Raw genomic sequence first — 14,926 nt, forward strand, 5'->3', positions numbered from 1 at the left:
TGAACCAGTTGAATACCAACCGGAATGGCTTCATCATGCGCAGGAAAACTTAGCTCTGAATTAGGCGACGCAGCTTACTTTGAACGGATGAGTTTTTTATTTTGATACGCTAAACAGGTCACACTGCACACGATCAAGGTTAAAAATACAAGGCTTGTTTGTGTGGTGCCCAAGCCCAACCCGCCATTGTCGGCTGGTTGCGATAACCAATCGCCAAAGGATGCGCCCAATGGCCTCGTAAGAATGTAGCTAAGCCAGAAGGCCCACACCGCATTCATCTTGAATCGAAAACGGGCAATTGTAATCATTGCAATCAAGGCACCAAACACCAATGTGGAATTGGCGTAACCCAAGTTCAAACCCTCTGCGAACCAGTCGCCCGAAGCCGTGCCCAAAGCAAAGGTAAGCAGAATCGCGAGCCAGTAAAACCATTCTCTGGCAGGTGTATCAATGTGGTGAATGGACAGCGTACCTTCACGGCGATGCCACAAGGCAAACACGAGGGCAAGAGTCAGCGAGAAAGCGGCAGTTGAAGCCATCAATGGCATACCCAGGTTGTCGGTTAGGTGATCGGTGATCAAGGTGCCCAGTACGCTGATCAGCACAATGCTTAACCAGTATACCGAGGGGGTGTAACGTTTGGTCCGAAGTTGAACGCCCAAAGCAATCGCAGTGAGAACGGCCACCACCACTGAGGTAGCCGTTAATCCAAAGCTCAAATTGAAGTTTAAAAAGTCTGCCGCAGTTTCACCCACGGTCGTCGACATCATCTTGACGAGCCAAAATAACAAGGTGACTTCAGGCACCTTGTTCAGTAAAAATTTCCCGATACCGGGTTGATTGCCGTTGTTCATGTTGTTTCCCCTTCGGTGTGTCACGGTGCATGAATAATATTCAGCAACACTTAGGGGAACATTAGTAGGGTTAAGGTCGCGCAGGTTCTCCGGTGTAGCTGTGTTCTCCACTTTCATCGCTACACGGTGTAGCTTCAAGCTGAATCGTGGTGTGATGCAAATCGAACCGAACCGCCAGCATGGTGCGAATTTGTTGAAGCAAATCAGTCCAATCCACTTCCCGGTGCTGGCATACAACATGAACTGACAAGCTAGATTTACCACTGGAAATGGACCACACATGCAAATCATGAATGCTGTCCACGCCCCAGTGGCTTGATAGTGCCTGCTTGATCTCGTCGATGTTCAAATGCTCTGGTGTGCCCTCCAGCAAAATATGTGTGCTTTGTTTTAACAGGGCCCAGGCACGTGGCAGCACCCATAGGCCAATGCCTACCGCAATCACAGAATCAATCCAGCCCCAGCCTGTCCATCGAATCAACAAAGCACCAACGATCACGCCCACTGAACCCAGCATGTCGCTCCACACTTCAAGGTAGGCACCTTTGACGTTCAAGCTGTCATCTTTTGACTGGCTTAGAAGTTTCATGGCAATCAGATTCACAAGCAGGCCCAGGGAAGCGATCATCAGCATCAAGTTGGATTGAATATCTGGTGGATTCGAAATTCGCAGGAATGCTTCAACAAGAATATAGATGGCCACTCCAAAAAGCAGAACGGCATTGAAAGCCGCCGCCAGGATCTCAAAGCGGTGGTATCCAAATGTACGTTTTTTATCCACTGCTTTTTTACCAATCTGGATTGCCAGCAGGGAAATAGCCAATGCCGCCGAGTCGGTGAACATGTGCGCTGCATCAGAGATTAAAGCCAGGCTGTTGGTCAATATGCCCCCAACAACTTCGGCCACCATGAAGCTGGCGGTCAATATTAAAGCAATCCACAATGGCTTTTCATATCCCTCAACTTTCATGTCATGTGAATGTCCTGCACCCATACAACTTACTCCCTATTTAAACCAAAGTTGAACACCAAAACCCGCAGCAATTTTCACTGTCATTGCAAAGCAAAGTAGCGTTAGCAAGGCGCTGCCCGCCAGCGACACCACAAACCCCACCCTGGGTAACAGCCAGGGGAAGGCCAAAAACATGGGCAGGGTAGGTAGTACATACCAAAATGTCAGGTAGGCGTGGTTCGCAATTTTTTCCTGTGGTGCTTTTTCAATGGCAAGCCAAATCAGCGTCAGCACAGTGACCATGGGCAACGCTGCGATCAACGCGCCCAGCTTGTCGCTGCGCTTGGCTACCTCGGAAATCAGAACTACCAGGCCTGCGGTGGTGAGGTACTTCAAAATAATCCAGCCCATGTTGGTAACCTATGTGGTGTAAGCAGGTTTTGCTTGTTGATCCGTAATGTCCATTTCCTCTTCCTTGCGGTGGGTCAACCGGTAAAGAATTGGAAGGACCAGCAAGGTAAGGGCGGTTGATGACAGAATTCCCCCGATCACCACTGTGGCAAGGGGTCGTTGGACCTCCGCACCTGTGCCAGTGGCAATCGCCATCGGAATAAAGCCAAGCGAAGCCACCAGCGCGGTCATCAATACAGGGCGCAGCCGTGTCATGGCACCGTCATGAATGGCCCTGTCCAGGGGCATGCCTTCCTCGCGCAGGCTGCGGATAAATGAAATCATCACCAGCCCGTTCAGCACCGCCACACCAGAAAGTGCAATGAAGCCCACCCCTGCTGAAATTGACAGTGGGATGTCACGCAGCCACAAGGCCACAATACCGCCGGTCAACGCAAACGGTACACCCGTGAACACAATCAAGCCATCGCGTATGTTGTTGAACATCACAAACAACAACAAGAATACTAAAAACAGCGACAACGGCACCACAATTTGTAGTCGTTTGGAGGCTGATTGCAACTGTTCAAACGTTCCACCCCAACTGATCCAGTTGCCTGGCGGTACTTTCACCTTCTGCTGAATCTGGTTTTGCGCGTCAGCCACAAATGAACCAATATCACGGCCACGTACGTTGGCAGTCACCACTACACGGCGCTTGCCGTTTTCGCGGCTAATTTGATTGGGGCCAGGTGCAATGTCCAAGCTGGCCACATCGCCCAATTGTACGAAAAGAGGCATGTCACTTCCAGAAACATTGCCGGGCAACTGAATAGGTAGTCGGGCAATGGCTTGCAGGTCATTTCGAAGCTCCTCGGGTAATCGCACCGTGATGTCAAATCTTCGATCACCCTGAAACAGCACGCCTGCTTCCTGCCCGCCAACGGCCATGGCAACGGTGTTTTGAACATCGGTCACGTTGATACCAAACCGTGCGGTTTTTTCACGGTCAATCTGAACGGTCAGCATGGGTAGGCCCGTGGTTTGTTCTACTTTCACGTCTGCTGCGCCATCGACTTTCTCCAGCACTTCGGAAATTTCTCCAGCAACGGTATTCAGCGTATCCAAGTCATCGCCGAACACCTTGACTGCAACGTCGCTTCGCACACCCGACAACAATTCATTGAACCGCATTTGAATGGGCTGGGTGAATTCATAGTTGTTGCCTGGTATTTTCACGACAGCGGTTTGCATGGCATTAACCAAGTCAGTTTTGCTGCGGCTGGGGTCTGGCCACTCCGAAGTAGGTTTCAGCATCACGAAATTGTCCGCCACGTTTGGTGGCATCGGGTCGGTTGCAATTTCAGCCGTACCAATTTTGGCAAACACACGATCCACTTCCGGAAACTGCTTGATGGTTTTTTCCAGTTCAGTTTGCATGCCAATGGCCTGGCTTAAGCTGGTACCGGGTATGCGCAGGGCGTGCAGGGCAATATCGCCTTCATTCAAACTTGGCACAAATTCGCTGCCCATGCGTGTTGCCAGCAAACCCGACAAAACCACCAACACTGCGGCAATTGAAAGCACCACTGGTTTGTTGGCCATTGACTTGACCAGTGCAGGCTCGTATCCACGCTTGGCCCACGTCATGATGCGGTTTTCTTTCTCGCTGACATTGTTGGTGATCAACAAGGCCACCGCGGCTGGAATGAAAGTGATCGACAGAATCATGGCACCCAGCAAGGCGGCCACTACTGTGAAAGCCATGGGGTGGAACATTTTTCCTTCCACGCCGGTGAGCGCGAAAATGGGCAGGTAAACCACCATGATGATGAGTTGGCCGAACAGCAGGGATCGTCGCGCTTCCTTGGAGGCCAGAAACACTTCATGAAAGCGTTCCTTGCGCGTGAGTGTTCGCCCCGCTTTGGTTTGTGCATGGGCCAGCCTGCGTACACAGTTTTCTACAATCACCACAGCGCCATCGATGATGATGCCGAAGTCCAGTGCGCCAAGACTCATCAAGTTGGCACTTACCCCGTTGTTGACCATGCCGAAAAACGTGAACAACATGGACAGAGGAATGACCATGGCCGTGATAATGGCTGCACGAATATTGCCTAGAAAAAGAAACAAGATCGCAATGACTAGAATGGCGCCTTCAATCAGATTCTTTTTTACTGTGTTGATGGCTTTGTCCACCAGCACTGTGCGGTCGTAAACGGTTTGTGCTACTACGCCATCAGGCAGGTTTCGGTTGATTTCCTCCAGCTTTTTCGACACCGCCTGAGACACCACACGGCTGTTTTCGCCGATCAGCATAAACACTGTGCCCAACACCACTTCTTTGCCGTTCTCTGTGGCGGCACCGGTTCGGAGTTCTTTGCCAATATAGACCTGCGCCACATCTTTAATTCGAATCGGTACCCCCGAACGATTCGACACAATGACGTTTTCGATGTCGGCAATATCGGTCAGTTGACCAGGTGCCCGTATCAAGTATTGTTCGCCACGCTTCTCGATGTAACCAGCACCCACGTTGCTGTTATTTTGTTCAACAGCCCGCAGCAGATCGTCTAGGGAAATACCTTGGGCAACCAGTTTGTCGGGCGAGGGTGCAATCTGGAATTGCTTGGCGTAGCCACCGATGGTGTTTATTTCAGTCACACCAGGTACATTTCGCAGTTGGGGTTTGATGATCCAGTCCTGAATTTCCCGAAGATCCGTTGGAGTGTAGGGTGTGCCGTCTTTTTTCACAGCCCCTTCTTTGGTTTCCACGGTCCACATGAAAATTTCACCCAAACCCGTGGAAATTGGCCCCATCGCGGGGTCGATTCCAGCGGGCAGTTGCCCTTTGGTTTGCTGAATGCGTTCATTGACCAGTTGGCGCGCGAAATAAATGTCGGTTCCTTCCTTGAAAATCACGGTGACCTGTGACAAGCCGTAGCGTGAAATGGAACGGGTTTCCTGCAAGCCAGGCAAACCCGCCATGACAGTTTCTATGGGATAAGTGATGCGCTGTTCAGACTCCAATGGCGAGTAGCCAGGAGCGGAGGTGTTGATTTGAACCTGAACGTTGGTGATATCGGGTACAGCGTCGATTGGCAATTTTTGATAACTGTAAATACCCAGGGCAATCAGGCCCACGGTCCCAAGCATCACAAACCATCGTTGTTCGATGGCAAAACGGATTATTTTTTCAAACATGATTCGGTACTTCCTCTGTTCGCATGCAGTGGCAAAGGTTTGAGCAGGTTTTGGCAAACATTGAATCAATGGTCATGGCTTGCCCCTGATTTGCCGATATCCGCCTTGATTAGGAAGCTGTTGGTAGCGGCGTATTGCTCACCCGCGTCCAGGCCGCTCAACACTTCAACGGTTTTGCCATCGCTGCGGCCCAGTTCAACCGGGCGTGCCTCGAACTGTTGGCCATAGCGGCCAAACACGGCGGGTCCATCCAGAATGGTTTGAAGGGCTTCGGTTGAAATGGCCACAGGTACTTCACTTTCCTCGGCCACCAGTTCAACTTTCACTGGCAGGCCGGGGCGCCACACAGAATTGGGGTTTGGCAACACAATGCGTGCAGTGGCGGTGCGGGTTTGTTCACCCACTAGGGAACCCACATAAGCCACTTTGCCGACGCTTTCCGATTCAAATGCCGTGGCCTTTATGGTGGCTTGCTGGCCCACTTTCACTGTATTCAGGTCTTTGGGGTAAATCGTCATTTCAGCCCACACGGTAGACAAATCGGCCACCGTGAAAATATTGGCGTCTTCCTTCAACGCCTGCCCCAAAGCAATGTTTTTTTCCACAACAGTGCCCGATATCGGAGATCGAATTTCATAGCGGGTCAGTTGGCTTCCAATGGTGGCGCCGCCATTGATCGAGGCGAGCTTTTGCCGTGCGTTCAGCACTGCAATTTCAGCCTCTTGCTTGGTATTGCGCGCTTGCAGATAATCTTGCTCGGCTGAAATTTTGTCTTCCCACAGTTTCTTTTCCCGCTCGAATGTGGTGTTGGCCAATGCCAGGCGTTTTTGCGCTGCCAGCAACTCGGTTCGCTGGTCTGCCAGGGTTTGGCTGGAAATTACGGCCAGCACTTGTCCCTTTTTAACCTGATCACCCGCGTTCACGGGGGCAGATTCCACAATGCCACTCAAGCGTGGCACCACGCGTACCGTGTTGTCGCTGTTGAACTGGATTTCGCCGATCAATTCAATGCTGCTTTTGATTTTGGCCGGGCCGGCTGTGGCCAGTTCAATGCCGCTTTGTTTCATTTGCTCGGCGCTCATGTCGATTCGGAACTCGATCTGGTCATAAGCGAAGCGGTATTGCTTGCCTTGGTGTTGCGCATTCACGGCAACACGGAATGAATGGGGCTCAAACACTACGGCATCGCCGCGCAAAAAATTGTTTGCAGGTGCAAAGTTGATGGTTTGCGGCTTTCGACCCAAGCGCTCAAGTTCAATACTTGCCTTGGTGGCCTCGGGGGGCAGCAAGGCGTTGTCTTTGTAGGTGTAAATTCTGAACTCGGGGTCTACACCGTCCTCAAAAATGGTCACCTCGACCCCGTAGCCGTCTTGCGCGAAATACTTGCCCCCTTTGGGTCCTTTGACAGGTTCATTGGGGTTGGCTTGTTCAAGTTGTGTGCCATTGGTTTGCCCAGGCTGGGAATTGCCTGTGGTTAAAATAAGGGCTGGCAGCAGGGCACCCACTGCAACAAGCAGGGCGATGGAAATGATTTGTTTCTTGCTGAAATTGCGTTTCATGATTAAGTGGTCCTACTGAATATTGGCTGGTGTTTGCCCAAGAATCCCTTGCAGTTCGGCGGCATACCGGTGGGATTGGGCGAGCGATTGCTGGCTTTGCGCCATGGCATCAAACAGGGTGCGTTGTGCGTCCAGCACTTCCAGAAAACTGAACTTGCCCATCTCGAAACCCTTGCTTGCAGCGTTGTAGGCGCTTTCTGCACTGGGCAAAATGCTGTCACGCAAGGCCAGGAATTCCTCGCGGGACGCGCTCAGGTTTTCGTATGCGGCTTGTAAATCGCGAGACAAGCGGTATTGCGTTGCTGTCAGTTCATCTTTGGCCTGGTCAGCGCGTCGCAGTGATTCAAGCAAGTTGCCCTGGTTGCGGTCAAAAACAGGGATGGGAATGGATACCCCAAAAATGGCCTGGTTCAAGCCAAGTTCCTGATTTTTTCGCCCACCAAGGCTCACCGTCACATCGGGTACGCCTTTGCTGCGTTCAACCTCGCTAATGGCCTTGCGGCGGTCCACTTCAATTTGGGCTTTCCGGTATGCAGGCGATTGCTGCAACCTGTCTTCCAGTGTCTCGATGGCGGGCAGCTCGGGCAGGTTTTCAAGATTGCCTTCAGCGGTTTCAAAACCGACCTGGGATTCTCCCATGGCGGTGGCCAAACGCTTTTTAGACGATTTCAGCGCACTTTCAGCGCGTACATAATCCACGCGTGCGCCAGCCAATGCAATGCCCGCTTTGGTGGCCTCGACAGGCGATACCTTGCCTGCTTCAACCCTTTTTTGTGCAGCGCGCTGGGCGTTTTGTGCCAGGTCGATGGAAGATTGGGCAAGCCGCACACGTTCCTGTGCAACCAGCGTGTCGTAAAACGCAGAGGTGACTTCGGTTTGCAGGGTGGCCCGCACCATGGCAAGGTCAGCTTCAGCAAGGTTCTTGCCGCGCTCGGCTGCATCAATTCGTGCAGAACGCTTTCCGCCCAGTTCAATGCGCTGGTTCAGTTGCAGGGTGCTGGTGCGGGTTGCACTTCGCGTGTCTTCAACCAGGGCCTGTAATTCGGGGTTGGGGCGGGTTTCAGCTTGGCGTATGGTGCCGTCTTGTGCCAGCAGCGCATTTCGGGCCGCTGCCAGTTCAGGGTTTGCCGCATAGGCCCTTTCAAGTGCGGTGTTCAAAGTAAGGTTTGTTGTTCGCGGCAAGCTGGCTTGCCCGGATGGGGAATTAAGCCCATTGCTGGTGTATTCGGGGGTGTTGCCCTGAGCCATGGCGGCACTGGGCAGCAACGCGGTCGCAGCCAGCGTTAGCAATATTTTTCGCATCGATTTCTCCGGTGTACAAAGGAAAGAATCGGCGAGACGAATTAACGCAGTCGTTTAATAAGGTGTAAAGACAGGTGTCGTGTCGCCGTAATCAGGCAGACACAGGCCACTTGGGGCGTTCAGGGCGGGTTTGACAGAAGAAGGAATACTTTGAAGTGCTCAGCACCTGTTGGGGTGAACTGAAATCAATGATCACGCTATCAGCGTTGTCAGCCGAAAAGCCGATAAAGCTGGATGAATGCGAATGGTCGTGGTGTTGCGGATATTGGCTATCTTGATCGTCACCGGCATCAGCTTGGCTATCGTGGGCATGATGTTCATCTTGATGGTGACCGAAATGTGATGATTGTTGAACAAGCTCACCATGCGCGCAGTAATCCGCCACTGCACCCCAAGAGGCCTGGAGCGGCAGCAGAACCATGAGGAACATGAAGATAAGTGAGCGATACATACTCAGACTACACCACAGCAATTTAGTCGCTGTCAAGTTGTGCCGCGTATCTGTAACCTCTTCGAGACTCAAAATGAATGCATGCAGAAATTTTCTTGGCTTTCAAAAAAACTTGCCTGTGTTTTCAATTTTCGACAATATTTATACAAAGTAAAAAATACACTTGTCGATCTTGCGGAGAAATTGCGTGGGTACAAATACAGAGAGTTATTCAAGTCAATCTTCCCTGAATCGTTACAGCAAGCCTGCTGTTTTTCTTCACTGGACATTGACGTTCCTGATTGTGATTTTGGTCGGACTGGGCTGGTACATGATGGATATTGAAGGCCAGCCGGGCAGTGAGTGGTATTTCAATTTGCACAAATCCCTGGGGTTGATTGCATTTGTGCTTATTGCTTTGCGCACTGCGTGGCGTTTAACCCACAAGCCGCCAACATTCGCAACGCGTCAGCCAACGTGGCAATTGGTTGTATCGCAGTTTACGCATGGTCTGTTGTACGCTGCCATGATTTTAATGCCGCTCACGGGATTTGCTGCCGCTTCATTGAGCGAGGAGGGCGCCGCTTTTTTCGGCATCGAAATCCCGCGCTTGGTGGCTCAGAACCCTGCGCTATCCGATCAACTTTTTTACATTCACGAATTGACGGCTTGGGTTTTGGTGGTGTTCGTGGCCATCCATGTATTGGCCGCACTCAAGCATTTGGTGGTGAATAAAGATGAGGTATTTGGACGGATGTGGTTTTAACGAGACTTGAGTTAAGTGACTTTTTGTCAATCACATGGCATGTTAAAGAAAAGACAACTGGAGATTTCGGGTATGAAGCAAATAAAAACAATTCAACATGAACGGCTCAATGCTTTCAGGCGAAAGTTCCTGCTACAAAGCAGTGCTTTGGGGGCGGCGGCCTTGCTGCCTTGGGATCCTGCTTTTGGGGCAATTACCGCAGTCGAGATTCCCAAGGGGCGCCCTGCCAAGCAGTTTGACTTGACCATCGCAAACACGAAGATCAATATCACCGGCCGCGAGACCAGTGCGATTACCTTGAACGGCACCATGCCGGGGCCTTTGTTACGGTTTCTGGAAGGTGATGAGGTTACTGTCAATGTAACCAACAAGCTTGATGAGGCCACAGCCATTCATTGGCATGGCCTGCTGGTGCCGAATTCCGAGGATGGTGTGCCGGGTGTTACCTTTCCTGGAATTCTTCCGGGAGAAACCTTCACGTATCGCTACACACTGCGCCAAAGCGGTACTTACTGGTACCACAGCCATGCAGGCCTGCAAGAAGCAGCAGGCATGTTTGCGCCACTGATTGTAGAACCCCGTGAGCCCGAGCCCTTTCAGTATGACCGGGATTATGTGGTTGTATTGTCCGACTGGAATGATGACTCTCCTGCACAAGTGCTTGCGAATCTGAAGAAGGTGGACGGCTATTACAACTATCGGCGCATTACAACGCCCCAATTCCTGAAGCAGCTTGCAGACGCGCCTGATGAGGCGACACGCAAAGCAATTTGGGCAGATCGGATGGAGTGGGGGAAAATGCGAATGGACCCCACCGATTACAGTGATGGCGGTGAGGAATGGTCATTTCTCATGGGCGGTTTGCGCCCAGATCAAAACTGGACGGCATTGTTCAAACCCGGTGAGCGTGTGCGGCTTCGCGTGATCAATGCGTCACCGATGAACCTATATGATTTCCAGATTCCCGGGCTGCCCATGATGATCGTGCAGGCCGATGGTCAGAATGTTCAACCTGTTCAGGTGGATGAGTTCCGCATTGGCAACGGTGAAACCTATGATGTGATTGTCGAACCCAAAGAGGACAAGCCTTACACTATTTTCGCACCGACCATTGCCCGCATCGGATACGCTCGAGGCACGCTTGCGCCGAGGGCCGGCATGAGTGCGGAAGTTCCCTCTCTGGGGCCTTATCCCGTTAGAACCATGGCTGACATGGGCATGGGGGCCATGGACGGAATGGCCAGTATGGGAGATGGCACAATGCCTGAACCTTCATCAATACAAACCAACGACAGCATGAAAGGCATGTCGATGCCACCGCCCAACGACGGCCCCGCTATGGACTCAATGGCGGGCATGGACATGAACAACATGTCTGAACCTACTGCCCCTGTTCCAGAACAAAACACGATGCCGGGAATGGACATGGCTCCAGCCAAAGTCGCGGAGGTGCCCTCAACGCGCATTGTTGTTGCCCCAGATAAAGACGGTCTGCGTCGACTTGCTTATCAACATTTGCGATCGCTGGGACCCAACAAAGACCCCCGTCCTCCACAGAGGGAAATATTGGTCCGCCTGACAGGGGACATGAACCGCTACTTCTGGAGTATTAACGATAAAAAGTTTTCGGACTCAACACCATTCAAAGTGAAGTTGGGCGAACGCTTCAGGATCAAGTTTGTAAACACCACCATGATGGAACACCCCATGCATTTGCATGGAGTATTCATGGAACTGGTTAACGGAAATGGTGAATTTGCGCCCCGAAAACATACGGTGATTGTGGCCCCCGCACAGACTGTCGAAGTAGACGCAACTTACGAGGATGAGGGCGTGTGGGCTTTTCATTGCCATTTGTTTTATCACGCTGCCGCGGGCATGTTTCAACTGATGGAGGTGGCGTAATGAACCGCAATGTTCGTTCATACAAATCAACCTGGTCGTTCCAGTGGATTCGTTCTCTGGGAGTGTTGGGTGTGATTGCTGTTGGGGCAATTTCAACGCCTGCGATGGCCATGGAAGATGAATCAATTTACGCTTACACGTTAATTGAAGTGGATAGCGGAAAAGTCAGAAATCAACCGGGTTCAATTCAACTTCTCGGTGCAGAAGGCTGGATTGGTGGGGACTACAATCGATTCGCGTGGCGTTTTGATGGTGAACGACGCCAAGGCAAAACTGAAGTAGTGGAAACCCAGGCGCTGTACAGTCGCTACATTGCACCATTTTGGGATTTGCAGGGCGGTATCCGCCACGATTCAAAGCCTGTGGGTGAAGACTATGCCGTAATTGGCTTGCGAGGCCTTGCGCCCTATGCGTTTGATGTGGATTTGCAGATGTTTGTCAGAAGCGACGGTAAAGTGCTTGCGCGTACCCGCTTCGAGAATGATTTTCTGATGACAAACCGGTTTATCCTGCGGCCATTCATCAATGGCGAATGGTCTGCCTCAAATCTTAGTGACGAAGTGGCAAGTGGCTTGTATCAGGCGGATTTTGGTGTGCAGGCACGCTACGAGTTCAGCCGAAAATTTGCTCCCTACATTGAAGTGAGTCGAACACTTTATCCAGAAACCCAAAGTGGCTCGAATCTTTCTCCGATTACAGAATACCGAGTTGGTTTGCGGTTGATTTTTTGAAGCCAAAACTTCTGGACCGATTCAGGTGAGTGAATCTGTCAAACATGTAATGAAAGAGTCAGACAATTGAATGGCTTCAGGCAGTATTCTGAGTCCGTGAACTTGCACTGTAAGTTTCAATGAAACAACACCTAAACACACCACCTGAGAGGTTTAGCAATGAAATATGCGAAACAAATGAATAAATTGGGAATTGCTTTAATCTTGACTGCCGCATCGACCTTTTCTGCCTTTGCAGCTGATCCCGGCATGGCTGATATGAAAGGCATGGGTAATCAAAGCATGCAGGGAATGGATGGAATGAAAAACATGAATGACACCAAGGGTGCAGACATGGCCATGACCGATGGCGAAGTCAAGAAGATTGATACTGCTCAAGATACGGTCACGCTGAAGCATGGGCCGCTTGATAATCTCGGAATGCCTGGGATGACCATGGTATTCAAGGTTGCGGATCCAGCAATGCTTTCCGCCGTAAAGGTGGGTGACCAGGTCAAATTTCAGGCCGAAAAAGTAAACGGTAGAATCGTGGTCACGAAAATTCAGAAATAGTTTTCTTGAACAAACACCATCATCGTTCAGCCGCTGTTTCTGCGGCTGAACAGTGGTGAACAGAATCAATTCACGGATGTTTCATTGACTACCTTTTGCCGGTATTTCTTAGCCTAAGCGCATTGGCAATTACTGAAACTGAACTCAGACTCATTGCGAGAGCAGCAATCATGGGAGACAGGAGCTGCCCTGTAAACGGGTATAACAAACCGGCTGCCAAAGGAATGCCGAGCGAATTATAGAGAAAAGCAAATACGAGGTTTTGGCGCATGTTGCGAACTGTAGCCTCAGAAATTCTTCTTGCTTGCGCGATTGACCGCAGATCGCCTTTAACCAGGGTTATATGCGCACTGTTGATGGCCACATCCGTGCCCGTTCCCATTGCAATGCCGACATTCGCTAAGGCAAGCGCGGGCGCATCATTGATTCCATCTCCTGCCATGGCAACAACCTTGCCTTGAGCCTGTAATTTTTCGACCAGTTTTTGTTTTTCATGTGGTGTAACTTCACCGTAAAAATCGGTAATACCTAATTTGCTTGCGACTGATTTTGCGGTCGTCGTGCCATCGCCAGTAGCCATTACGACTGACAAGCCGGCAGCACCCAAGGTGTGTATTGCTTCCATCGTTGTCTCCTTCAGTGGATCGGAGACTGCAATTAACCCCAGTAATTTTTTATCTGATGCTGTGAACATCACACTAGCGCCCTCACGTCGCAGGTTTTCAGCGCTTTCTGCCATAAAACGCCAGTCAATATTTTCTGCATCCATGAGTGCGGTATTTCCAAGCACGATGTTTTTTCCGGAAACGATGCCACGAACGCCAATGCCGCTTGACGACTCGAATTCATCGGGTTTTACCAGTTCTAAGCCGCGCCTTCGTGCCTCACTTACTATGGCATGCGCCAAAGGGTGTTCGCTGCCTTGATCGATACTTGCAGCAAGGCGAAGTACCTCTTCCTCAGAAAATCCGGGGGCAGCAACGACTCGATCGAATGCGGGCTTACCCTCCGTAAGGGTGCCTGTCTTGTCGACGATCAATGTATCAATTGTTCGCATGGCTTCGATTGCCGCTGCGTCTCGAAATAAAATACCTTGGGTGGCTGCATGTCCCGTAGCGGCCATAATAGACATCGGGGTAGCCAACCCCAGTGCACACGGGCAGGCAATGATCAACACAGCCACTGCATTGACAAAGCCATAAATCCAGCTTGGCTCTGGTCCAAATACACCCCATCCAACAAGTGTCAACGTCGCTATCACAATAACAACAATGACAAAGTAACCCGCCACTGAGTCAGCAAGACGCTGCAACGGCGCACGCGATCGCTGCGCTTGCGCCACCAGTTGAACAATCTGTGACAGCATTGTTTGGGCACCAACTTTCTCGGATTGCATGATGAGGCTTCCACTGGTATTCAATGTCGCGCCAATCAACTTGTCGCCTGGCCCTTTGATCACAGGCACAGGCTCTCCGGTCAGCATGGACTCATCGACGGCACTTTCTCCATCCTTTACCACACCGTCGACCGGCACTTTCTCGCCAGGTCGCACACGCAAAACATCACCAATATGCACATGGGTAAGTGGTACATCCTCCTCGGTACCATCATCCAGAATGCGTCGGGCAGTTTTGGGGGCAAGTCCCATCAAGGATTTTATGGCGGCTGAAGTTTTCGAGCGTGCACTCAACTCCAAAATCTGCCCCAGCAAGGTTAAACTAACAATCACTGCCGCAGCCTCATAGTAAACACCAATTCTTCCCCGTACAGCAAAGGCAGCGGGAAACACACCAGGGGCCAATGTGGCTACCACGCTGTATCCGTATGCCGCAGCGACACCTAATCCGATCAATGTCCACATATTCGGGCTCCCACGGACAACCGACTGAACTGCACGTTGAAAAAATGACCAACCTGCCCACAAAACCACGGGGGTACTAAGTGCGAGTTCTATGAAATTTTGTTCTGGAAGTTCGATGGGGACAATTCGATGCCAAAACATTGCGATGAATGTCACCACTATGGTCAGTGGCAATGTCCACCAAAACCGTCGGCGAAAATCTCTCAACTCAGGGTTATCTTCGTCCTCAGCCATGGGGATCAGAGGTTCCAGGGCCATTCCACAAACAGGGCAACTCCCCTGATTGGTCTGTCGAATTTCCGGATGCATGGGGCAGGTGTAGATCGTTGTCTCAGTTGCAGCAAGAGTTGACTGAGGGTCAGCGGAAACTGGATGAGAATGTGAGTTGACGTGTGGTTTATCCATGCGTGGCTCCTGAAC

General features: G+C 51.1%; 12 protein-coding genes. 4 read left to right on the forward strand and 8 right to left on the reverse strand.

Annotated features, from left to right (window positions below; genetic code table 11):
• Positions 1-74: 74 nt before the first annotated feature.
• The 7 genes from B4N58_RS03700 to B4N58_RS03730 all read right to left on the reverse strand — a co-directional run bounded on the left by B4N58_RS03700 (position 75) and on the right by B4N58_RS03730 (position 8,712).
• Positions 75-854, reverse strand: a complete 780-nt coding sequence (locus B4N58_RS03700) for a hypothetical protein (RefSeq protein WP_291745914.1) — start codon at positions 852-854, stop codon at positions 75-77.
• Positions 855-924: 70 nt separating this feature from the next.
• A complete protein-coding gene (locus tag B4N58_RS03705; RefSeq protein ID WP_291745917.1) occupies positions 925-1,848 on the reverse strand; it encodes a cation diffusion facilitator family transporter in 924 nt (307 codons plus the stop codon).
• Between the two features lie 12 nt (positions 1,849-1,860).
• On the reverse strand, positions 1,861-2,217 hold the full coding sequence (locus B4N58_RS03710; protein WP_291745920.1) for a DUF3147 family protein: 357 nt from the start codon (positions 2,215-2,217) through the stop codon (positions 1,861-1,863).
• 9 nt (positions 2,218-2,226) lie between these two features.
• Positions 2,227-5,400: an efflux RND transporter permease subunit gene (locus B4N58_RS03715; protein ID WP_291745923.1), complete on the reverse strand. Its 3,174-nt coding sequence runs from the start codon at positions 5,398-5,400 to the stop codon at positions 2,227-2,229.
• A 65-nt stretch (positions 5,401-5,465) separates the two neighbouring features.
• On the reverse strand, positions 5,466-6,959 hold the full coding sequence (locus B4N58_RS03720; protein WP_291745927.1) for an efflux RND transporter periplasmic adaptor subunit: 1,494 nt from the start codon (positions 6,957-6,959) through the stop codon (positions 5,466-5,468).
• Between the two features lie 12 nt (positions 6,960-6,971).
• Positions 6,972-8,261, reverse strand: coding sequence for a TolC family protein (locus B4N58_RS03725; protein ID WP_291745930.1), 1,290 nt, complete (start codon positions 8,259-8,261; stop codon positions 6,972-6,974).
• A gap of 91 nt (positions 8,262-8,352) precedes the next feature.
• Positions 8,353-8,712 carry a hypothetical protein gene (locus B4N58_RS03730; protein WP_040512441.1) on the reverse strand — a complete coding sequence of 120 codons (360 nt, stop codon included), beginning with the start codon at positions 8,710-8,712 and terminating at the stop codon, positions 8,353-8,355.
• A gap of 187 nt (positions 8,713-8,899) precedes the next feature.
• On the opposite strand from B4N58_RS03730, the gene B4N58_RS03735 reads away from it, so the two are divergent.
• From B4N58_RS03735 to B4N58_RS03750, 4 genes are all read left to right on the forward strand, one after another.
• The gene (locus B4N58_RS03735) at positions 8,900-9,457 is read left to right on the forward strand and encodes a cytochrome b (protein ID WP_156799562.1); all 558 of its coding nucleotides are present in this window, start codon (positions 8,900-8,902) and stop codon (positions 9,455-9,457) included.
• A gap of 72 nt (positions 9,458-9,529) precedes the next feature.
• Positions 9,530-11,362 (forward strand): copper resistance system multicopper oxidase, encoded by a 1,833-nt coding sequence (locus B4N58_RS03740; RefSeq protein ID WP_291745938.1) that lies wholly within the window; start codon positions 9,530-9,532, stop codon positions 11,360-11,362.
• On the forward strand, positions 11,362-12,093 hold the full coding sequence (locus B4N58_RS03745; RefSeq protein ID WP_008249234.1) for a copper resistance protein B: 732 nt from the start codon (positions 11,362-11,364) through the stop codon (positions 12,091-12,093). Before B4N58_RS03740 ends, B4N58_RS03745 begins: the two co-directional genes overlap by 1 nt.
• A 159-nt stretch (positions 12,094-12,252) precedes the next feature.
• A complete protein-coding gene (locus B4N58_RS03750; protein WP_371133785.1) occupies positions 12,253-12,645 on the forward strand; it encodes a copper-binding protein in 393 nt (130 codons plus the stop codon).
• Between the two features lie 88 nt (positions 12,646-12,733).
• On the opposite strand, the gene B4N58_RS03755 is transcribed toward B4N58_RS03750, so the two are convergent.
• A complete protein-coding gene (locus B4N58_RS03755; RefSeq protein WP_291745944.1) occupies positions 12,734-14,911 on the reverse strand; it encodes a copper-transporting P-type ATPase in 2,178 nt (725 codons plus the stop codon).
• Between the last annotated feature and the right edge of the window lie 15 nt (positions 14,912-14,926).

This window comes from Limnobacter sp. UBA3528 (assembly GCF_002377005.1).
In the GTDB taxonomy this organism is placed as follows: Bacteria; Pseudomonadota; Gammaproteobacteria; order Burkholderiales; family Burkholderiaceae_B; genus Limnobacter.

Bases quoted from the DNA above. Each gene is read 5' to 3' on its own strand.
- B4N58_RS03700 (WP_291745914.1), bottom strand. From the start codon at position 854: ATGAACAACGGCAATCAACCCGGTATCGGGAAATTTTTACTGAACAAG.
- B4N58_RS03705 (WP_291745917.1), bottom strand. From the start codon at position 1,848: ATGGGTGCAGGACATTCACATGACATGAAAGTTGAGGGATATGAAAAG.
- B4N58_RS03710 (WP_291745920.1), bottom strand. From the start codon at position 2,217: ATGGGCTGGATTATTTTGAAGTACCTCACCACCGCAGGCCTGGTAGTT.
- B4N58_RS03715 (WP_291745923.1), bottom strand. From the start codon at position 5,400: ATGTTTGAAAAAATAATCCGTTTTGCCATCGAACAACGATGGTTTGTG.
- B4N58_RS03720 (WP_291745927.1), bottom strand. From the start codon at position 6,959: ATGAAACGCAATTTCAGCAAGAAACAAATCATTTCCATCGCCCTGCTT.
- B4N58_RS03725 (WP_291745930.1), bottom strand. From the start codon at position 8,261: ATGCGAAAAATATTGCTAACGCTGGCTGCGACCGCGTTGCTGCCCAGT.
- B4N58_RS03730 (WP_040512441.1), bottom strand. From the start codon at position 8,712: ATGTATCGCTCACTTATCTTCATGTTCCTCATGGTTCTGCTGCCGCTC.
- B4N58_RS03740 (WP_291745938.1), top strand. From the start codon at position 9,530: ATGAAGCAAATAAAAACAATTCAACATGAACGGCTCAATGCTTTCAGG.
- B4N58_RS03745 (WP_008249234.1), top strand. From the start codon at position 11,362: ATGAACCGCAATGTTCGTTCATACAAATCAACCTGGTCGTTCCAGTGG.
- B4N58_RS03750 (WP_371133785.1), top strand. From the start codon at position 12,253: ATGAAATATGCGAAACAAATGAATAAATTGGGAATTGCTTTAATCTTG.
- B4N58_RS03755 (WP_291745944.1), bottom strand. From the start codon at position 14,911: ATGGATAAACCACACGTCAACTCACATTCTCATCCAGTTTCCGCTGAC.